Consider the following 19440-nt stretch of genomic DNA (forward strand, 5'->3'; position numbering starts at 1 on the left):
CCCTTTCCCCAACACTCTGTGCGCCTACAATCAACATCGCGCCTTTGTCACGTTCTCCTGAGGGAACACATCCCACACTCCGAGGTTAGGCCCATCAACCAACGGAGGTTCCCATGAGTTCGGAGAAAGAAGTCGACAAGATCCATGCGGATGCAAAACCGCAATTTGCGCCGGGCAAAAAGACCTCGGGCAATAACGGCGTTGCAAGCGCCAAACCCACTGTCATTACTGGATCTGACGACGCGACAGCCAACAAACTCCCGCCGGGTGAAAAAAAGCCTGAAAAGGACTGGGACGTAAATTACGACGAGCGTGAAATGAACGAGGGCGATTTCCGGGGCTAGGAGCACAGGAAACCCCCTCCACCTGGCGAAGCTCGTGTTCAGGGAACTTTCGATGCCATGCCGAATTTAAGAGACATGGCAAATACCGCTAGACCCGCACAGGCGCAGAACCATCAACCCGACATTCGCGACCGGTTGATCGTGGCGCTCTATGCGCAATTAAAGGCGGAGCGAGACACGCGTGAAGCGATGGAATGGGTCGCTCGCCACGGCGGACTATCGCCGGAGGTGATGGAGGCTATGACTTCTGACCCCGTCCCGGCGTTCTCGCAGGACGATCTGGTCGCAGTAGAGCGCATCATCGAGCGGGATCGTTCCGACCGATCCAAAGTGCAAGAAAGCTGACAAATGGCCCCGAGAGCCGTGTGGAGAGGTAGCATCAAATTCGCTGATTTTCAGTGCGATGTCGGACTCTACACAGCCATCTCGTCGTCGGAGAAAATCTCATTCAACATCATTAATCGCAAAACGGGTAATCGTGTCGAGCGACAGTACCTGGATAGTGAAACTGGCGATAAGGTCGAGCGCGACCAACAGGTTAAAGGTTACGAACTTGAGAATGGCGATCATATCGTCATAGAGGGCGATGAGCTTGCCGAGCTGTTGCCAGATGCCAACAAGACAATCCGGATCAAGAATTTCCTCGATTGTACCGAAATCGATAAGCTCTATTTCGACAAGCCCTATTACCTCTCGCCTTCCACGGACGAGGACCGTGAAGCCCTATCGCTTCTGGCGCAAACGCTGAAAGACCGCCAGGTCGCGGCACTTGCGGAAGCGATACTCTTTCGCCGGAACCGAATGCTATTGATCCGGCTCGATGGCGATGCGCTGATCGCCACGACATTGAACTATGATTACGAGGTGCGCTCGCAAGCCGCCGCATTCAAATCCATTCCCGATATCGAATTCGATGATGAGATGCTGGAACTTGCAGGTCACATCATCAAGAAGCGGGCAGGCAAGTTCGATCCGTCGCATTACAGCGACCGCTATAATGATGCTCTGACAGAACTCGTGCAGGCGAAAATCGAAGGCAAGACGATCAAGAAGCGCGAGCCCGAGAAGCGCGATAACGTCATTGATCTGAAAGAAGCGCTGCGCCAGAGCGCCGGTGCCTCTGACAAAAAGGCTACCAAGCCCAAGTCATCCGGCACCGCCAAAAGCAAGAAGGCAAGTTGATCCATGGGCCTTCAAACCTATAATCAGAAGCGCAAATTCGACAAGACGCCGGAGCCGAAAGGCGAAGCGGCTGCCACCGCCGGCAACAGTTTCGTGGTGCAGAAACACGATGCCCGGCGGCTGCACTACGATTTCCGCCTGGAAATGGACGGCGTGCTGAAGAGTTGGGCGGTGACCAAAGGCCCGAGTCTCGATCCGAATGAAAAGCGGCTTGCCGTTCATGTCGAGGATCATCCGCTAAGCTATGCGGACTTCGAAGGCACCATTCCGAAGGGACAGTATGGCGGCGGCACAGTTATCGTCTGGGATCGCGGCACCTGGTCTTCAATCGGCGATGCGAAGAAGGCCTATAGCAAAGGCCACATGGAATTCGAACTCGACGGCGAGAAGCTGAAGGGCCGCTGGCATCTGGTACGGATGAAGGGAAAACCAGACGAGAAAAGGGAAAACTGGCTGCTGATCAAGGCGCATGACGAAGAGGCCAGCGACACAATCGATCTGCTCGACAAGGCTGCCGATTCCGTCAAGACCGGTCGCAGCATCGAGCAGGTGGCGAAAAAACCCGAGGACACTTGGAATTCCAAGCCGGTGTCTTCAAAGGCCAAAAGCGCGGGGACCGTCAGCAAACAGGTGCATGATTTCCCAAAGGGCAGCCGCAAGGCTGCAATGCCCTCCTTCATAAAGCCCGCCTTGGCGACCTTGAAGAACCGGGCGCCGGAAGGATCTCGTTGGCTGCACGAAATCAAGTTCGACGGGTATCGTCTGCAGGCCAGGATCGAGAAGGGTGAGGTCGTGCTCCTCACCCGTAGCGGGCTGGACTGGACGGAGAAATTCGGAGAGGCCATCCGCCAATCGCTCGCCGCACTGCCGGTGGAAACTGCCATCATCGACGGCGAACTGGTTGTCGAAAAGCAAAGTGGCGTTTCCGACTTCTCCGCACTTCAGTCCGATCTTAGCGAGGGTCGGCATGATCGTTTTCGCTACTACCTCTTCGACCTGCTCTATCTGGATGGCCGGGACCTGCAGGAAGCGCCACTTGTGGATCGCAAGGCGTTGCTGGAAAAACTGTTACCCTCCGACGACCCTGTGCTGCGCTACAGCGCGCATTTTCAAGAGGACGGAGAAAAGGTTCTCCAGAATGCCTGCTCGCTTGGACTGGAAGGTGTCATCTCTAAGGTCGCCGAGTCTCCCTACGTCTCCGGGCGCAAGGGACAGTGGATTAAGTCCAAGTGCAGCAGCGGTCAGGAATTTGTCATCGGAGGCTATACGCTGTCTTCCTCATCGGACGAGGCTATCGGCTCTCTGGCGCTTGGCGTTTACGAGAATGGCAAGCTTCGGCATGTCGGCCGGGTGGGAACCGGCTTCACCGGCGCGACCGCAGAGATGATCTTTAACAGGCTCAAACCTCTGACACAGACAGAAAGTCCCTTCTCGCAGAAGCTGACAGCACTTGCCCGGCGCGATCTTCACTACGTCAAACCAGAGCTTGTCACGGAAGTCGAGTTTCGTGGCTGGTCCGGCGATGGCAATCTTCGCCACGCCTCCTTCAAAGGGCTGCGCGAAGACAAGGCACCCAAGGAGGTCAGCCGGGAGACGGAAGACGTAACAAAGTCTAAGACAGATGGCGCAACACAGGCACCACAGACGAAGATCAAATTCACCCATCCCGAGCGGGTCTATTGGCCGGATCAGAAGACTAGCAAGGCAGACCTGGCAGACTATTATGCGACGGTGTGGGAGTATATTGCACCCTACGTCACCAATCGCGCACTTTCCCTGCTCCGCTGCCCGGAAGGGATCGACGGCCAAACATTCTTCCAAAAGCACCCCTGGCGCGGTATGAACAAAGCGATCGGTTCGATTAAGGACCCGAAAGACCGCGCGGGCGAACCGCTTGTGGTCATCAGCGATTTCGATGGCATGATGGCGCTCGTTCAATCCGCAGTGCTTGAAATTCACCCTTGGGGTTCGAGCACCAAGGCTTGGGAAAAGCCGGACTTGATCACCATGGATCTCGATCCGGGGAAGGACGTGGTATGGAGCGCGGTGGTCGAAGCCGCGCTTGATCTCAAATCCCGGCTGGAAGCGGCGGGGTTGGCAGCATTCGTAAAGACTTCCGGCGGCAAGGGCCTGCATGTCGTCGTACCCCTTGAGCCGAAGGCGGGCTGGGCCAAGGTAAAGAGTTTTGCGAAAAAGCTTGCGACTGACATGGGCAGAGATGAGCCGGATAAATATCTGGCTGTCGCAACGAAGGCCAAACGCAATGGTCGCATTTTCATCGATTATCTGCGCAATGGGCGCGGAAGCACGGCGGTCGCACCCTATTCCACTCGTGCGAGGGCTGGCGCGACTGTGTCGATGCCGCTCGAATGGTCCGAGCTTTCCACTGTCAAAGGACCGGCGGAGTTCAACGTGAAGAACACGCCGAAGCACGTCAAGGAGAGGAAGACAAACCCATGGGCCGAATTCTGGGCATCCGCCAAGCCGCTTCCTGGTTAAGATGAACGTGGATTTCTAGGACTGTAAGCTCTTCTTCAGCGCGTCCATGATATTGATGACATTGCCGCCCTTTTTCACCGGCCCTGGCGAGGTCTTTGTCTTCGACTTCGGCCCGCTCTTCGCTTTTGTCTTCAGCAGCTTCTGTACCTTTTTCTGCACGGTATCTTGTACCAGAGACGGCTTCCAATTCGTCAGTTGCTTGTCGATCTGCTTATCCAGCGCCTCTTGCAGCTCTTTGTCGATCTTTATCTTTTTGTCGATCGTATCGACGGCCTCGCGAACCTCGTCGCCATAATGCAGCGTCCAGAGGATGATGCCCTTGCCCGACGGCTCCAGCAGCACCGCGTGCTCGCGGCGGTAAAGCACCAGGCGGGCGATGCCCACCACCTTGTTGGCCTTCATCGCTTCACGAATGACGCTGAAGGCTTCTGCCCCGATCTTGTCTTCCGGTTTGAGAAAGTGCGGTCGATCGTACCAGATCCAATCGATGGAGCCTGCGGGCACGAAGGTCTGGATATCGATGGTTCTGGTGCTTTCCAGGGCGACCGCATCGATCTCGTCATCCTCGAGAAGCACGAAGTCACCGTCCTCCTTCGGGAAACCCTTCACCTGATTTTTTTCCGCTACGGGCCGGTGCGTGACACTATCCACGTAGCGGCTTTCCACGCGATTTCCGGTTTCGCGGTTGATGACGTGGAAACGGATCTTGCCGCTTTCAGAGACTGCGGGCGTGAGTGACACCTTTGCCGTGACAAGCGACAGTCTCAGGTGACCTTTCCAGAATGTCTGTCTCGGCATGGAAACTCCTCGGAGGCGACGATTTCTTCCAACAGCCTCTTCTAATCCCCGGAGCGGAGATGAAGTTCCCCGACTATCAGATCCAGCCCTCTCCTTCTTTCTGCAACAAAGGCGTGGAGAAGGCAGTACGGACGCGCAGTGGCCACTTTTGGTCGAGCTTTTCCAACGCCTCTCGCCAGCGCTCGGATTGCAGCATGGCAGCACCAACGACGACCGGCTCGATACCGGATGCACCCAACAGGGAGAGGCCCGCGACAATGGAGGTACCGGAGGAAATAACATCGTCAATGAGCGCCACGCGCCTCCCTTGCAGAAGCGGCAGCATGCGGGGATCGACATAGAGGCGCTTTTCCTGCTGCGTCGTAATGGACGACATCGGCACCGAGAGCGCATCGAGATACCAGAATTTCCGCGACGTACCGAGCGGTACATAGCGTGAATGGCCGAGGCGACGCGCCACTTCGCTTGCGAGCGTCAGGCCAAGGGTGGGCAATCCCACGACCACATCCGGTTCGAAGGCCTTCAGCTTGGCAGCAAGATCATCCGCCAGCACCCCCAGCACCTCGAAGGAGGCCTGATTGATAATCAGGGAGGCCAGCGCATGCGCTCCATCGGCAAGCGGACGGATCGGCAAACGCAGTTGCCGCCCATCGTCCAACGTCACCGGGTAGAAGCCGACCTTCGTTCCTTCGGTGGGAAAGCTGCCTGGCTCATGTAGCTCCTGCCAGAACTCGTGAGGCTCCATCATGCGTCTTTCCCCATCATTTGTTTCCTCAACATCGTCTGCATTCCTGTTAAATTTCCTATTAAATTCAACGTACTTTTGCACTACAAATACCTCTGATATCCGGGCAACACTGCTCGGCTTCCACACACAAATCCCAAGGACTTCACTGATGACTGCGTCGATCATGACCGCCGAAGAGCTTTCCTATCTGACGGCGCTGCGTCGCGATCTGCATGCCCATCCAGAGCTTGGCTTCGAAGAGGAGCGGACGAGCCAGATCGTCGCCTCGCTGCTGGAGAAGGCGGGCATCTCCGTCCATCGCAGTCTGGGGATCACAGGTGTGGTCGGCACGCTTCAGGTGGGAAACGGCACGCGCCGGATCGGGCTGCGCGCAGACATGGACGCCCTTGCCATGCCTGAACTCGCGGAGCGACCGTATAAATCGACCAGACCGGGCAAGATGCATGCCTGCGGTCATGACGGACACACCGTCATGCTTCTCGGTGCTGCCCGCGTACTTGCGCAGACCAGAAACTTCTCCGGCACCGTACACTTCATTTTTCAGCCTGCGGAAGAGGGTCGCGGCGGTGCCAGGAAAATGGTCGAAGACGGGCTCTTCGAGCTTTTCCCCTGCGATGCGGTCTATGGTCTGCACAATATGCCCGGCCTCGATACTGATGAGATGGCGGTGGTGGAGGGGCCGCAGCTTGCGTCTTCCGACAGCTGGCGCGTGGTTTTCAAGGGCGTCGGTACCCATGGCGCAAAACCGCATCTCGGGCGCGATCCGATCACGGCCGCAGCAAGCTTTCTCGCTTCGCTGCAGAGCATTGTCGGACGTGTGGTCGATCCGCTGCAACCCGCAGTCGTCAGCGCCTGCTCGCTTCAGGCGGGGGATCCGAATGCGCTGAACGTGATTCCCGATCTCGTCCATATTGGCGGCACGGCCCGGGCCTATGCGGCTCATGTGCGCGATCAGTTGGAGGAAGAAATCGGCCGTCTGGCGCACGGCACTGCATCGATGTTTGGCATTGAGGCCAACTACGAATTCATCCGCCGCATCCCGCCTGTGGTCAATGAGGCGAGCGCGACCGAGCGCGCATTGAAGGCGGCGCGAAGCGTGTTCAGAGCCAAGGTGCGCACGGCCTTTCCGCCGTCCACTGCCGGTGACGACTTCGCTTTCTTTGCCAGCGAAGCACCGGGCTGCTACGTGTGGCTGGGCAACGGACCTGCCGTGGACGGCGCACTGCACCACAACACCTCCTACGATTTCAACGATGATGCGATCGCATCCGGCGTTGCCTTCTGGAAAACGCTGGTGGAGCAGGAATTGGCGGCGCAATAGCCGCGTTTACGCCAGAACCTCAAGCATCGGCGTTTCCAGTAGCTTTCCGGTCAGCACATCGGCAATGCCCATATCGGTCTGGTGTGGGCCGATATTGCACGCGAGCGTCGCGCCAAAGCAGGCCTTGAAGACGAGATAAGGCGGCTGCCACTCGACCACCTTGCCGACAGCCTCTCGCACCGCTTCGAAACCTGCGGCGACCTCGGTCAGCGGCGCATCGGACACAAGACCGGAGAGAGGTAGAGGCAGCAGAGCCGTCACCTTTCCGCCGGAGGCCACAGCCATACCGCCGCCCGCCGTGATAATCGCGTTGGCAGCGAGTGCCATATCCGTCTCGTTACCGCCAAAGACCGTCAGGTTATGACTGTCATGCGAGACGGTGGTCGCGAACGCGCCATTCCAAGTTCCCCATCCCGTCAGAAAACCTGTGCGCGTCACAGGCTCAGCCTTACCATGCCGGTGCGTGACGGAAATCATCGTTGTTGCCTCTGGCGGCACAACGAAGCCATCGATCACATCGGCTTCGATCTCTCCCCATTGGGTGAAGCGGGGTTTATCGATGGTGGCAAGACGCACGCGCTTTCCCTCGCTCTTCACCCGGAAATCCTGAGGCGAGCGCAGCGACAGCTTCATGGAATGTTTCAAGGGCGCCGCATCAACCGTGGGGACATCAATGATCATCCGCCCCTGTTCGGCAACCCGCGTGCCGCTGACCAGGACATGGCGGGCGGCAAATTGCGTCAGATCGTCGAAAATCACGATGTCGGCCCGGCGGCCCGTAGCTACAAGACCGAGATCGTTGCGCTGAAGGCGCGCGGCGGCATTGAGTGTCGCGGCCTGCAAAGCCCATTGCGGACGAAGACCGTAGCGCACCAGCCGCCTTACGACATCGTCCAACCCGCCACCCTTTAATAGATCGTCCGGGAAGACGTCATCGGTGCAGAGTGTTAGCGTCGGCGGCAGATGACCGAGCGTATTCAGGGCTTCGACAAATTCCGGCAGCAGATGATCGTGCGAGCCGCGCAGCTCGATCGTCAGACCGGCACGCAGCTTCGCCATCAAGTCCTCTGCCGAGGTCAGTTCGTGATCCGAGCTGACGCCGGCGGCCATGAAGGCGTTGAGATCGGCACCCGCCAAGCCACGCGCATGTCCGCAGATCAGCTTGTCGGCATGCAGTCCTTCCTGCAGAATAGCGCTCATGCGCGGATCGCGATCAATGACGCCACGCATATTCATGACTTCGGCGACACCACCGACTTCCGCCCAGAAGAGAATCTCGGCGAGCGCACTCGCATCGAAGTCGGCACCCGCCTGCTCCAATCCGGGCGCCGAAGGCACGCATGAGGGCGCAAGCAGGATAGTGCGAAGCGGCAAGCTGCGGCTGGCCGTTGACGCCCAACACATGCCATCCAGGCCATGCACATTGGCAAATTCATGCGGGTCCCAGACGATTGTCGTGACACCCTTGGCCACCACCGCCGCAGCATAAGCCGCCGGTGTGACCATTGAACTTTCGATATGCATATGCGTATCGATCAATCCCGGCGCGATGTAACCGCCGCTGGCGTCCAGCACGTGTGTCGCATCCTGCCGAGAGCCGGAAGAATGGACACTCGCAATCAGCGGGCCGACGAGGCCGATGTCAGCAGGCCGCAATTCGCCGGTCACGACATCCACCAGAGTGCCACCGGACATCAGGATATCGAAAGGCGCATCACCCCGCGCCGCTGCGACGGCACGAGTGCGCACATTCGCGTCATTCACGCCATCGCGATCGACAACGATCGACGTTTCGCTCATCGGCTTGCCTCTTGCAGAAGCGCGCCAAGAATGGCCTCTCGCGCAAATTCAGCATCGACGCTTTGCGCATAATGGGCATTGAAACGCTCGGCGTGGGCAGGCCGCGCCTCCACAACCGTTCGCCCTCGGGTAAGAACACCGTGCAATTCAATATCGATACGGGCCTGTTTCCAGGTAACTCTCTGTGGAGCGACGATGGCAACGGCAGCGCAAGGATCGTAAAGCGCCATGGCGTCGCGTCCCCGGCTGATGGCGATATTGATAAAGCCTTCCAGCATGTCGGCCAACAGCTTTGCGTTTTTGCCGCCCGCTTCACGGATAGGGGTCACATCCGAAAGGGAGGCCGTCACCTTGCGGCAGAAATCGAGATCGACCATGCGCAACGGAAGTTCGTGTGAGATAACAATCGCTGCGGCTTCCGGATCGGCAAAGGCGTTGAATTCGGCAGACGCGGTATGATTGCCAAGCGTAACACCACCGCCCATCCAGGTCAGTTCGGTGATGCGGGCAGCAAGGTCTGGCCTGGCAAGACAGACGGCTGCGATGTTGGTGAGAGGGCCAAGCGCTAGGATGCGCTTCTCCCCTTCCCCGTCGGCCAGCCACTGGCAAAGAGCTTCGAAGCCATCGGACGCCAACAGATCATCCACTAAGGGAAGCGTGGCGCCGACGGTCGGAATACCGGTTTCGCCGAGAATGCGCTGTGCAGTTTCGATTTCACCCAGCACGGGCTTTTCACGCCCGGCATGAATTGGAAAGCGCCAGGAAAAGGCGGACGCCGCGCCGGCAGCGTTCCTGCGCACCTGATGGAGCGGCGCGTTGCCGAAGACCAGCGACACACCGTCGATCGGCAGGTCCGATGCAGCCACCACCAGAATGGCAGCGATATCGTCGAAGCCCATATCGGTATCGATCCAGAGGCCCATCTTAGCTGAACACCTTCAGGCTGGCCGCCTTTTCAATGGGCAGATCGAAGGCCAGATGTGCGCCGATTTCATGAGCTGGCAGGGCTGCATCGACCTCGGCCTTAATGGTCCCGAGCGCGCTGTCCAGCAGATATTCGCGGCTGCTGCCCGCAAAAGACGTGCCGCGCACGGTTCCCTCGAAAGGACCTGAACCGAGGGTTACCATGCGCGGCCTCCATGCCAGTCCCGCCGTACTCGGAACCTGGCCAGAAAGCGTAATGCGTCCAGCGTCTGTCTTTAGCGCCGTGCCTTCCAGACGGAAAATATTTTCAAAACCGACAAAATCGGCAACGAAGGCCGAAACAGGAGCATTATATATTTCTTCCGGCGTTCCGATCTGCTCAATCGCGCCGTTCTTCATCACAACTATGCGATCAGCCAGCGCCAGGGCCTCCACCTGATCATGCGTGACGAAGATCATTGTCACGCCCGTTGCCTTCTGCACACGCTGCAACTCGGTGCGCATTTCCAGACGAAGTCGCGCATCGAGGTTGGAGAGTGGCTCGTCGAGTAGCAGGACTTTCGGGTCCATGACCATGGAACGGGCAAGCGCCACGCGCTGCTGCTGACCGCCGGAAAGTTCTGCCGGCTTGCGCGAGGCAAAGCTTGAGAGACCGACAGATTTGAGGCCCGATGCCACCTTCGTATCAAGATCACTGCCTTTCATGCCCTTCAGCCGCAGACCAAAGGCGACGTTCTCATAGACGCTGAGATGCGGAAAGAGCGCATAGGATTGGAAGACGAGACCAACGGCGCGCTTGTTGGCGGAAACGCGCGTAATGTCCGCGCCATCCAGATCGATACGACCGCCTGCAACCGGCATCAGCCCGGCAATCGCACGCATCGTGGTGGTCTTGCCGCAGCCGGAGGGGCCGAGCAGAGCCAGAAGCTCGCCCTTGCGGATATCGAGATTGAGCCTTTCGACGGCCATTGTGGAGCCATAAGCCAGCGAAAGGTTCTGCAGCGAGAGGTACTGTGCGTTAGACATAGCGGGAGAATCCCAGAAAACGTTCGGCCATGAAAACGATGCCGATGGACAGGAAAGCGAGGAGCGAGGAAAGAGCGGCAACCGACGGATCGAAGACGATTTCCATATAGCCCAGCATATCGATCGGCAGCGTGCGAACGCCCGGCCCCGACAGGAAGAGCGAGACCGGCACCTGATTGAAGCTGGTGACGAAACCAAGAATGAAGGCCGACAGAATGCCGCCCCGGATGTTCGGCAGCACGACGCGGAAGAAAGCACCAAGCCGCGACGAGCCGAGCAGCACCGCAGCCTCTTCGATATCCGAGCGCAAATTCGTCAGGCTGGCGGACACCACTCGCACGGCATAGGGAAGGATCAGCGCGGTGTGTGCGAGGAAAAGGGCGAGCGTAATGCCGATGCCGAAAGGCACAACGAAATAGCGAAGCAATGCCAGACCGACGATGATTCCCGGAACGATGATCGGAGCGGAGACGACGGTGCGGATCGTTTCCGAAAAGGGAAGTTTGTAGCGAGACATGGCATAAGCCGCCGGGATGCCAAGCAGGAGTGCTGCGAATGTACCGCCAATGGCGAGGAACATCGACATGGCGAAGCTGTCGCGGAAGCTTTCCACCGTGAAGACCTTGGCGATCCATTTCAGCGAAAAGCCCTGCGGCGGGAAGGCCAGCGTATCGCCGGCCGAAAACGATGCGGCAACGATGATCAGGAAAGGCCCGATCAGAAAGCCGATAACCAGGACAAGGGTCAGGGGAATGAAGAGATGGCGGGTCATTTCCTGTTCCTTGCCGTTGCAATGCGCTTGAGCAGGATATTGGCCGCAAAACTCATGACGATCAGAATGAAGGCAATGACGCTTGCAGCGACGAAATTGTTGGACACCGTCACCTGCTGATAGAGCAGCGTTTCCAGCATCAGGACCTTGGATCCGCCGAGGATGGCGGGTGTGATGTAGGCAGTGAGCGAGCCGGTGAAGACCAGCGTGCCGCCAACGACGAGGCCCTCTTTGGTCAGCGGAATGATAACCTTCCAGAACACCTGAAACCAGTTTGCACCCAGAACCCGCGATGCGGCCACCACATCGCGCGGCATGTTTTCCAGCGCGCTGATCAGCGAAATGATCATCAAGGGCAGGAAGAGTTGCAAAAGTCCGATGAACACCGCCGTCTCGCTAAAGAGGATACGGATGGGACTGTCGGTCAGACCGAGGAACTTCAGCGCCTCGTTGACGATGCCGGTGCGACCGAGAATGACGATCCAGGCATAGGTGCGTGCCACCGGCGAAATCATCAAAGGGAGAATGACCAGATTGATCATATGTCCCTTGGATCCTGGCGGCAGGCTGACGATAGCAAAGGCCGCAGCGTAACCGATAACGGCCGAAACGGCCGTCACCAGCCCTCCGAGCTTTAAAGTGCGCAGAAACACCGCTTGGTTCAAGGGATCGGAAAAGAAGCCCGTATAGGCTTGCAACGTCCATCCGTCCGCAGAGCGAAAGCCTTCCGACAGCAGAATGAAAACGGGCACGAGAAAAACTGCCGCCGCAAAGATTGCGGCGGGCAAGGCAAGTACAAAAGCCTCGGTCCGATTTTGAAACATGGCGGTGTATCCTCAAGGGTTCATCAGCAAAATCACGCCATCTGGAAATCCGGATCGGATCCGAGATTGACGTCCAACTGCAGATTATTGCCCCACCTTCGCGTTCCACTCGGCAACCCACTTATCACGGTAGTCGAGCGCCGTGGCGGATGGGATGAGTTGGAGACTTTTGACCGTATCCTCACCATAGGTCAGGTTGTTCGCCGCCTCTTCGGAAACCTTGACCTCCTTGTTGGTCGGGCTATCCACCAACTTGTCTGCCAGCGCCTTCTGCGTTTCGGTCGAGAGCCAGAAATTCATGAATTGCAGCGCCAGATCCTCGTTCTTCGTACCCTTCGGCACGACGAGCACGTTCATGCCGCCTGTCTGGCCTTCCTTGGGCGTCGCCCAGGCGAGCGGCAGATCTAGCTTTGTGAAAGGCGCCCAGGAGAAACGACCGATGGGTGCTGCCCAGATTTCTTCCTGCTGCATCAGCTGCACCAGCTGCGACGACTTTACGTAGAAAGTAACGATATCATCCTTCTTGGCGCCGACGGCCTCGATCGGTCCGCCGAGATCCGGCGTATCCTTATCCAGGGCCTTACCAAGCATATAGAGTGCCGGCGGACCCTGATTGGTGGTGACATTCGGGAAAGCGATGTGATCGACCACACCATCCTTGAGAAGATCGGCCCAGCTATCGATCTTCATCTTGTCCGTCCGGTAGACGATGGAGGTCGCATAAAGATTGACGCCGACGCTCATGCCATCGCCATTCGGATCTTTGGCAATGTCGTAGAGCTTGTCGATGTTGGGCACCTTGGCCGTGTCGATCTTTTGGATCAAATCCTTGCGTGCAGCGGACAATGCATCCGCCATCGAGACGATGGCGAGATCGACGACCGGATTTGCTTTGTTGGCTTCCATCTTGGCCAAGCGCTCGACGCTGTTGCCGGTTTCGACGACGAGTTTGCAGCCGCACTTCTTTTCGAAGGGCGTGTAAACCAGTTCCTTGAACTCGTCCTGCGCGAAGGCATAGACGGAAATCGTCAATGTCTTATCCTGCGCCTGAGCGACACCGAGGGACAGCATCAGGGCCGTTCCCGATGTCAAAATGATCTTCTTCATGTGTGTTCTCCAGCTGTGAGGGGTCTGTCTTCAGTCTGCTTCTTGTTATTGGCGGCGGAGGAGGAACGGCGAATGACGAGCTCCATGGCCACTTTGGAAATATCGGCGATCACGCCCCCCGTCTCGGGCCGGAGCGTAGGGTCTTCGGTGTCGATGGCGCGAACGAGCGCTGCGATCGCAGCATCGGCAATGCGCGTCATATCCATGCGTACAGTCGTGAGCGACGGCGTGACGACCGGCGCAAAGATAAGATCATCGAAACCGGTGACGCTTGCCTGCTCCGGCACTGCAATCCCTTCGTCCTGAAGTTCGGTCAGGACACGCAGCGCATGCAAATCCGACGCAGCGGCAAAAGCGGTAAAACCTTCCTGCACCTTATCGGCAACACCTAGCCGACAGCCCTCACCCCTTTGGTGTTCGAGCGGTGCGATCCAGAGCGTTTCGCTACGGGCCGATGCGGAAAGACCGGCGCGAATTCCTCCAACGCGATCGTTCTGCACGTTGGAATCCGGATTTCGGGCAATGATCACGACATCCCGGTGGCCGAACCCGGCAAGGTGGCGGCCGATTTGCACGCCGCCGTCCCAGTGATCGGCGGCAACGGTGTTGCCAGGCGTGGAGGGAGAATCGATCACCGCTACCGGGCAATCGACATTTGCAATCCTGGTGCCGCGGCGTGGAATGACGACCATGGCTTCGACACCGCGCTCAATCAGCCGGTTGATCGCTTCTGTCTGCTTGGCGATCTCACCGTGGGAGTCCGCAATCAGAACGCCATAACCGGCATTTGCCGCAGCCTTTTCGATAGCTTGAGCGATCTGAGGAAAGAGAGGATTGCCAATATCGGGAAGAACGAGGCCCAGAACGCCGCTTCGTCCGGTACGTAGCGCCCGCGCAGCCGGGCTTGGCACGTAGCCGAGTTCAGCCGCCATGCGACGTATCCGGTCCGTCAGCTCCGATGATACCCTGCCCTTGCCGGAGAGCGCGTTGGACACAGTGGCGCTCGAAACGCCGAGGGCGGCGGCAATCCCGGTCAGATTTGCGGCAGGCTTTTGCGAAGCCATCACTCGTCGCCCCTGCTAACTCTTGCTTAAACGTTTAATCACGTTATTCGAAACAAGCCTTCTTGTCGAGTCGGGGCGCGTGAATTTTCGATTCAAGGAGAGAAACATCAAGGTGAGTTGACGTGCGACCTTGGTCCTCAGGTGGATGGGATTCCGAGCACGCTTCGATATGCAAGCGCTACGGTAGGAGCCAGTCGCACACAGATCATTCTACAAAATCGATCAACAAAGAAATCCTTTGGCTGTGGTCCGCGCAGCGACGTTGCTAGCTTTAAGCTGTTCGGGGGAAGAACGCTGAAAGGTGGAAACGATGACAGCGACAGTGACTTACATACATGAGGAGCGAGAGAATATCGCTCGCGAAGCGGCAGACCTGAAAGCCGCCATGCGCCAGGTTGCGTCGGGCGTCAGTATTATCACGGCCGGTCATGGCAGCTATCGTTCGGGCGCGACCGTCACCTCAGCAACGGCGCTGTCGACGGAACCGCCGACGATGATCGTCAACATCAACCGATCTTCTTCCACATGGCCGGTCATCGCCCGCTTCAACCACTTCTGCGTCAATATCCTGTCCAGCGATCAGGAAGCGATTGCGTCGCGCTTTGCGGGCGTGGGTGGTTTTAAGGGTGCTGAACGCTATGAGGGGGCGGACTGGTTCGAGCTTGAAAGCGGAGCGTCTGGTTTGCGCGGCGCGCTTGCGGTGATCGATTGCGCCGTCGAAGATGTGGTGGAGCGCCACACCCACGCCATCGTCATCGGTCGGGTGCTGTCCATCACCCATAGCGAAGGACAAGCGCTGGTCTACCGCGCGGGGCAATATTTTCCTGTCGGTTAGGTGCGGACCCTCAGAGCTCCGGTATCATCAGAAGCGCGCAGGGGGCGCTCAAACGACTTTTATCGGCACACTGTGCTTTAGAAAAATCAGTGTCGGTTTTCGGGCCGATGCTGTCGAGGTCGTATTGCCTCAAGCCGTCTTGTTCACCGATTTGTCGCCGGTGTTCAGGACGAACTGCTCGAGCGTCATGGTGTCGAGAACGGAAGCCATGGCGTCCCTGACATCCGTCATCGAGCGCCGGACCTGACAGCTCTCCGGGTCGGAACAGTCTTCGCAAGCTTCGAAGGCCGTACGGCTGGCGCAACGGATGGGGGCAAGCGGTCCATCAAGGGCACGAATAACCTGGCCTATGTAGATTTCAGAAGCTGGCTTCGACAGCGCATAGCCGCCGCCCGGCCCCTTCTTGGAGCGCAACATGCCTTCGTTGCGAAGCTCAAGCAAAATCGCATCAAGGAATTTCTTCGGTATATTGTTACGGGAGGCAATATCGCTGACAAAGGCGGTCTGGCCCTTGTCGAGACCGGCAAGATCGATCATCGCTTTAAGGCCGTATTTTCCCTTTTTTGTCAGCATTACGGTCTTTCATCAAAAGTTGTTGCTTGCAAGTCGGGATGCAAATGGGCTGACCCCATCGCTCCTAATGGTCATTCACGCATTGACGGTCAAAAACGCGTTCGAACGTTCGTACGAAATAACCCTGTCCAGCCAGCCTGCGGTCACGAGATTCACGCCGCAACAGAATATCCGAAGTGTGTTTCACACGATGAAAGATCGCAACGCTCTTCCAGCTGACTTTAAAAACCACATACTGTTCCCGACATGAACTTTCAATGAATTCCATGAAAATAGTCGAATAGGTGGACGCTGGCTTATCCGCCTTGTGGGCCGCGGCTCGGACGCGCGTCGCGCGCCGCGGCCAGACCTCGAATGGCATCGGGATTTCCGGTCGCTGCAGTTGCCTCGAAAACCTGGACTGCCTCGCCATACCGGTTCATATTGAGATAGGCATAACCACGAATGACCATCAGATCGATGCGCTCGCTGGCGTACCTCGCCCGCTGATCGAGAAGGATGAGCGCTTCCTCGTAATGTTTGTTACGATAGGCTGCGAGCGCACGGTCGGTGAGGATCGCGACCTGCAGCTCCGTTGCCTTTTGCCGGTCCATCGATGATTTCGTGGCCGACACCGCTGCATTGTCGGTCAGCCCCATGCGAAGATAGGCAAGGCTCTGGCCATAGGCGGCATCGCTGCGGGTTGTGGGCTCCCCACGTTTGATTGCGACGGAGAAAGCCTGTGCCGCTTCGGCTGGCCTGTTCACCTCCATCAAACACCAGCCCTGTTGCAGCGCGCCTTGCGCGGACAATGTTTCCGGATTGGGATGGGTTGAACATCGTCCCGGCCTGCGCCCAGTCCGAAAATTCTGTGCCTGACGCGGCATTGCCGGTTCGTAGGCGACCGGACCGGTGGGTGGTGATACGAGGCGCGACCCTTCGGCGACTGCCCGTGAGGATGCCTGGACAGGTGCGGGCGCCGTTACCGCCGGGTTGGACGCAATAACGCCCGTCTGGGCCACAGGGCGGCCGACATCGAGGATGCGCTGGGATTTGGACCCCCATTGCTGCTGAAGACGGCGAACCTCTGCGATATCATTGAGCTCTTGATACGTCAGCGCAAGACCATAAGCCGAAGGCTCATCATCCGGCTTCCATTGTATTGCCGTTGAAAACCACTGCTGCGCCAGTTGCGGCTGCTGGAAGGCGCGAGAGTACCAGCCAAATTCCTGTGCGACTGCCGCGTCTTTCTGCGCTACCGTTTCTGCAGCGATACGCTGCAACACAATTGGCGTGAGAACGACCGGTGGATCGAGCGCCAGAAGGTTCGCAGCCGCCGCCAAATAGGTCGCACGCGCGCCATCCGAAGAGTCGCGCCATTTAAACATGATCTCCTCAGCCTCTCGCGGCTCTCCGCGCGCCACCAATGCCAGCGCGAGTCCTTCCGAAGCCGAAGCGGAATCGTCAACCTCTCTTGCACGGCGGAACCACTTTTCCGCATCGTCCATCTTCTCACGCTCGACATTGTACCACCCAAGCAGAAGCGCATCGCTTGCAAGCTTGTTGGTTTCCGCCAACCGTTCCAGACGGGACAGATAGGCAGGCGGCACACTCACCTTGGGATCTTCACCAGCCTTCGCAACGAACTGGCGTGCGAGATCGTCCTTTAACGGCTCAAATTCGAGCTGCCCGTCAGGCCCAGGCTTCTCACGCGACAGAAGATCTTGGGTCATTGAAATCGGCAGCAGTTCCGAGGCCTTTTGGACCGTCGCGAGACGTTCAGCCGGATTTTGGCAGTTGCTGAGCAGGTAATTATAGGCGTCACGCGCACGCTCCGGCTTTTCGACGCGGACAAAAGCCTCCGCCACGCGCCAGAGCACATCGACCTCGCTGCAGGTCAACAGACCGGGATTTTCAGCAGCGACCCCGATCACCGCATTATATTGCTTGAGATCCGATGCGTTGACGAGGCGCTGGCGGGCCTCGGCAAGGTCCAGCATTTGCTTGAGATTATCCGGCGGCTGCCATCCGGCTTCGGCAGCCTGACGATCGGCAATCGCCTTTCGCGCTTCGGAGTAGCGGCCACTGGCGTAAAGCTGCCACATCGCCTCCAACTGCGGGTCGCCGGTCGGAGCGGCTGCCGCAGGATCGGCGGGCGGCGTCCAGTTTGGATAAAGGGCTTTCAAGCGGGCGATTTCCGCTTGCAGACGCGCCGTATCGCCGCGCGCGGCAAAGTAACGAAGCGCACTTTCATCCACCACCGGTACGGTTTCGCTGGCGACAGGCTGTCCGGACTGGACAGTGCCTGGGCTGGTGCGCGGCGGCGATGGCGCATTGTGCGGCGCCTGTGCGACATCTACCGATGACTCCGGCGGCGCGGATAAAGCCGTGGAGGATTCCGCCGGCTTCTGACCCGAGGTCAGCGGGGCAGTGCTCTTTTGCGCATATCCATTGCCGAGCTCGCCGGCGAAAGCGCCAGCCGCTGTTTTATGGTCCGAAGTTGGATGAACGCTCTTCACATGACCAAGAAGCTCGTCGCGCGACTGGTACAGTGCGACGGCGCACAGGGACAGCACGGCAGCGGAAAGCAGAAGTGGCTTCTTGTTCATAGGCATTCCTGATTCGCTTGCGCTACGAAAGACAAAGCCAAGAGATGCAACGTAGATGGATAATAAAGTGTTGACGTGTAGTTTCGAAGTTCTGCCGGAATGGGCTTTTTCGCGGCCTTGCAGGCCAGAAGAGCAGGCATGATCCGGTAGCCCGCATCCGAAAGCACATCCTTGGCCGCTCCTGATTTCAGGTCGAAGGTCGCGATATCTCCACCCTCCAGCGACATGCCTGCTGCCATACGGATGTAAAGATCGGGCGAGCCGACACCGCCTCTCGCGAGATAGAGTGGAATACGAACGGAATTGTAACCGAACTCGCTCGGGAACCCATCGGCAGGGCGGGGTTTGGTCCGGACTGACACCCAGTCGGCAGGCAATTTGCGCGGGCCAAATGCAAAACCGTTAAGAGCGCTCAAACCGTCTGCCGAAAGCCTGTCCCAGACGGGCGAAGGCGCAAGTTCGTTCAGCAGCGGAAACGCCTCGAAGATATAGTAGGATGGGTTGGTGACCGGCCCGTCCTGTCTGTCGCGGTCTGCGAAGCCCGACACCGCCGGAAGCAGCAACGTCCTTCCGCCCCGCTCGATAACCGCCTTGTCAAGCAGGGCCTTTGCAATAACGCGACCGGCCTCTGCAAAATCCTGGCGTCCCCATTGCCGGGCGGCAAGGGCAAGCGCCTGTGCAATGAGAATATCGCCGTCTGTTGCGTTGTTGATATCGGAGACATGCGGCTTGGATTGCGGGTCCCATTTCCAGGCAGCGAGGCCATCATCCCGGATGAGAAGTTCCGTCCTTGTGAAAGACCAGATCAACTCGAACGTGGCGGGATCGTCCGCAAGAACCGCAAGCCACATGCCATAGCCTTGTCCCTCGCTATGGCTGATGCCGTTATTGCCGGTATCGACAATCCGTCCCGAGGCATCCAGAAAGGCTGCGCGATAGCTCTGCCAATCCGCTGCATCGATAGATGCGGCCCTGCCGCTTAACGGAACCATCGCGATCCCCAGCAGCACTATCGTTTGGAGGAATTTTAGGACA

Annotated in this window: 18 protein-coding genes; 6 read left to right on the forward strand and 12 right to left on the reverse strand. The window is 58.2% G+C overall.

Features of this window, described 5'->3' with window-relative positions; genetic code table 11:
* Positions 1-113: 113 nt before the first annotated feature.
* The 4 genes from QZ869_RS05430 (at position 114) to ligD (ending at position 4025) form a co-directional block, all read left to right on the forward strand.
* On the forward strand, positions 114-344 hold the full coding sequence (locus tag QZ869_RS05430; protein ID WP_296085882.1) for a hypothetical protein: 231 nt from the start codon (positions 114-116) through the stop codon (positions 342-344).
* A 75-nt stretch (positions 345-419) separates the two neighbouring features.
* Complete coding sequence (locus QZ869_RS05435) at positions 420-689, forward strand: hypothetical protein (RefSeq protein WP_296034769.1); 270 nt, start codon at positions 420-422, stop codon at positions 687-689.
* A gap of 3 nt (positions 690-692) precedes the next feature.
* A complete protein-coding gene (locus tag QZ869_RS05440; RefSeq protein ID WP_296103075.1) occupies positions 693-1526 on the forward strand; it encodes a Ku protein in 834 nt (277 codons plus the stop codon).
* 3 nt (positions 1527-1529) lie between these two features.
* Positions 1530-4025, forward strand: coding sequence for a DNA ligase D (gene ligD, locus QZ869_RS05445; RefSeq protein ID WP_296103077.1), 2496 nt, complete (start codon positions 1530-1532; stop codon positions 4023-4025).
* Positions 4026-4040: 15 nt separating this feature from the next.
* On the opposite strand, the gene QZ869_RS05450 is transcribed toward ligD, so the two are convergent.
* Together QZ869_RS05450 and QZ869_RS05455 are read right to left on the reverse strand one after the other, a co-directional pair.
* The gene (locus QZ869_RS05450) at positions 4041-4823 is read right to left on the reverse strand and encodes a Ku protein (protein WP_296101089.1); all 783 of its coding nucleotides are present in this window, start codon (positions 4821-4823) and stop codon (positions 4041-4043) included.
* A gap of 76 nt (positions 4824-4899) precedes the next feature.
* Positions 4900-5571, reverse strand: a complete 672-nt coding sequence (locus QZ869_RS05455; protein WP_296101090.1) for a phosphoribosyltransferase — start codon at positions 5569-5571, stop codon at positions 4900-4902.
* Positions 5572-5719: 148 nt separating this feature from the next.
* Between QZ869_RS05455 and QZ869_RS05460 the strand changes: the two genes are divergently transcribed.
* The gene (locus QZ869_RS05460) at positions 5720-6892 is read left to right on the forward strand and encodes a M20 aminoacylase family protein (protein WP_296103079.1); all 1173 of its coding nucleotides are present in this window, start codon (positions 5720-5722) and stop codon (positions 6890-6892) included.
* A 6-nt stretch (positions 6893-6898) separates the two neighbouring features.
* On the opposite strand, the gene QZ869_RS05465 is transcribed toward QZ869_RS05460, so the two are convergent.
* From QZ869_RS05465 to QZ869_RS05495, 7 genes are all read right to left on the reverse strand, one after another.
* The gene (locus tag QZ869_RS05465; RefSeq protein WP_296103081.1) at positions 6899-8692 is read right to left on the reverse strand and encodes an adenine deaminase; all 1794 of its coding nucleotides are present in this window, start codon (positions 8690-8692) and stop codon (positions 6899-6901) included.
* Positions 8689-9615 (reverse strand): nucleoside hydrolase, encoded by a 927-nt coding sequence (locus QZ869_RS05470; RefSeq protein WP_296103084.1) that lies wholly within the window; start codon positions 9613-9615, stop codon positions 8689-8691. Before QZ869_RS05470 ends, QZ869_RS05465 begins: the two co-directional genes overlap by 4 nt.
* 1 nt (position 9616) lies before the next feature.
* Positions 9617-10642 carry an ABC transporter ATP-binding protein gene (locus QZ869_RS05475; RefSeq protein ID WP_296103087.1) on the reverse strand — a complete coding sequence of 342 codons (1026 nt, stop codon included), beginning with the start codon at positions 10640-10642 and terminating at the stop codon, positions 9617-9619.
* Positions 10635-11414, reverse strand: a complete 780-nt coding sequence (locus QZ869_RS05480; RefSeq protein ID WP_296021087.1) for an ABC transporter permease — start codon at positions 11412-11414, stop codon at positions 10635-10637. Before QZ869_RS05480 ends, QZ869_RS05475 begins: the two co-directional genes overlap by 8 nt.
* Positions 11411-12238: an ABC transporter permease gene (locus QZ869_RS05485; RefSeq protein WP_296103090.1), complete on the reverse strand. Its 828-nt coding sequence runs from the start codon at positions 12236-12238 to the stop codon at positions 11411-11413. Before QZ869_RS05485 ends, QZ869_RS05480 begins: the two co-directional genes overlap by 4 nt.
* Before the next feature lie 84 nt (positions 12239-12322).
* Positions 12323-13345, reverse strand: a complete 1023-nt coding sequence (locus QZ869_RS05490) for an ABC transporter substrate-binding protein (RefSeq protein ID WP_296103092.1) — start codon at positions 13343-13345, stop codon at positions 12323-12325.
* Positions 13342-14409: a LacI family DNA-binding transcriptional regulator gene (locus QZ869_RS05495; protein WP_296103094.1), complete on the reverse strand. Its 1068-nt coding sequence runs from the start codon at positions 14407-14409 to the stop codon at positions 13342-13344. The genes QZ869_RS05490 and QZ869_RS05495 overlap by 4 nt, the downstream gene beginning before the upstream one ends.
* 310 nt (positions 14410-14719) lie before the next feature.
* Here QZ869_RS05495 and QZ869_RS05500 point away from each other — a divergent pair, with 310 nt between their 5' ends.
* Positions 14720-15244, forward strand: coding sequence for a flavin reductase family protein (locus QZ869_RS05500; RefSeq protein WP_296103096.1), 525 nt, complete (start codon positions 14720-14722; stop codon positions 15242-15244).
* A gap of 129 nt (positions 15245-15373) precedes the next feature.
* Here the strand turns inward: QZ869_RS05500 and QZ869_RS05505 are convergent, their stop codons facing one another.
* The 3 genes from QZ869_RS05505 to QZ869_RS05515 form a co-directional block, all read right to left on the reverse strand.
* On the reverse strand, positions 15374-15817 hold the full coding sequence (locus QZ869_RS05505; RefSeq protein WP_296038117.1) for an Rrf2 family transcriptional regulator: 444 nt from the start codon (positions 15815-15817) through the stop codon (positions 15374-15376).
* A gap of 296 nt (positions 15818-16113) precedes the next feature.
* Positions 16114-18411, reverse strand: a complete 2298-nt coding sequence (locus QZ869_RS05510; protein ID WP_296103098.1) for a cellulose synthase — start codon at positions 18409-18411, stop codon at positions 16114-16116.
* On the reverse strand, positions 18402-19397 hold the full coding sequence (locus QZ869_RS05515) for a glycosyl hydrolase family 8 (RefSeq protein ID WP_296103101.1): 996 nt from the start codon (positions 19395-19397) through the stop codon (positions 18402-18404). The genes QZ869_RS05510 and QZ869_RS05515 overlap by 10 nt, the downstream gene beginning before the upstream one ends.
* Positions 19398-19440 lie beyond the last annotated feature (43 nt).

The sequence above is a fragment of the uncultured Agrobacterium sp. genome (genome assembly GCF_913777885.1).
Classification (GTDB): domain Bacteria; phylum Pseudomonadota; class Alphaproteobacteria; order Rhizobiales; family Rhizobiaceae; genus Agrobacterium.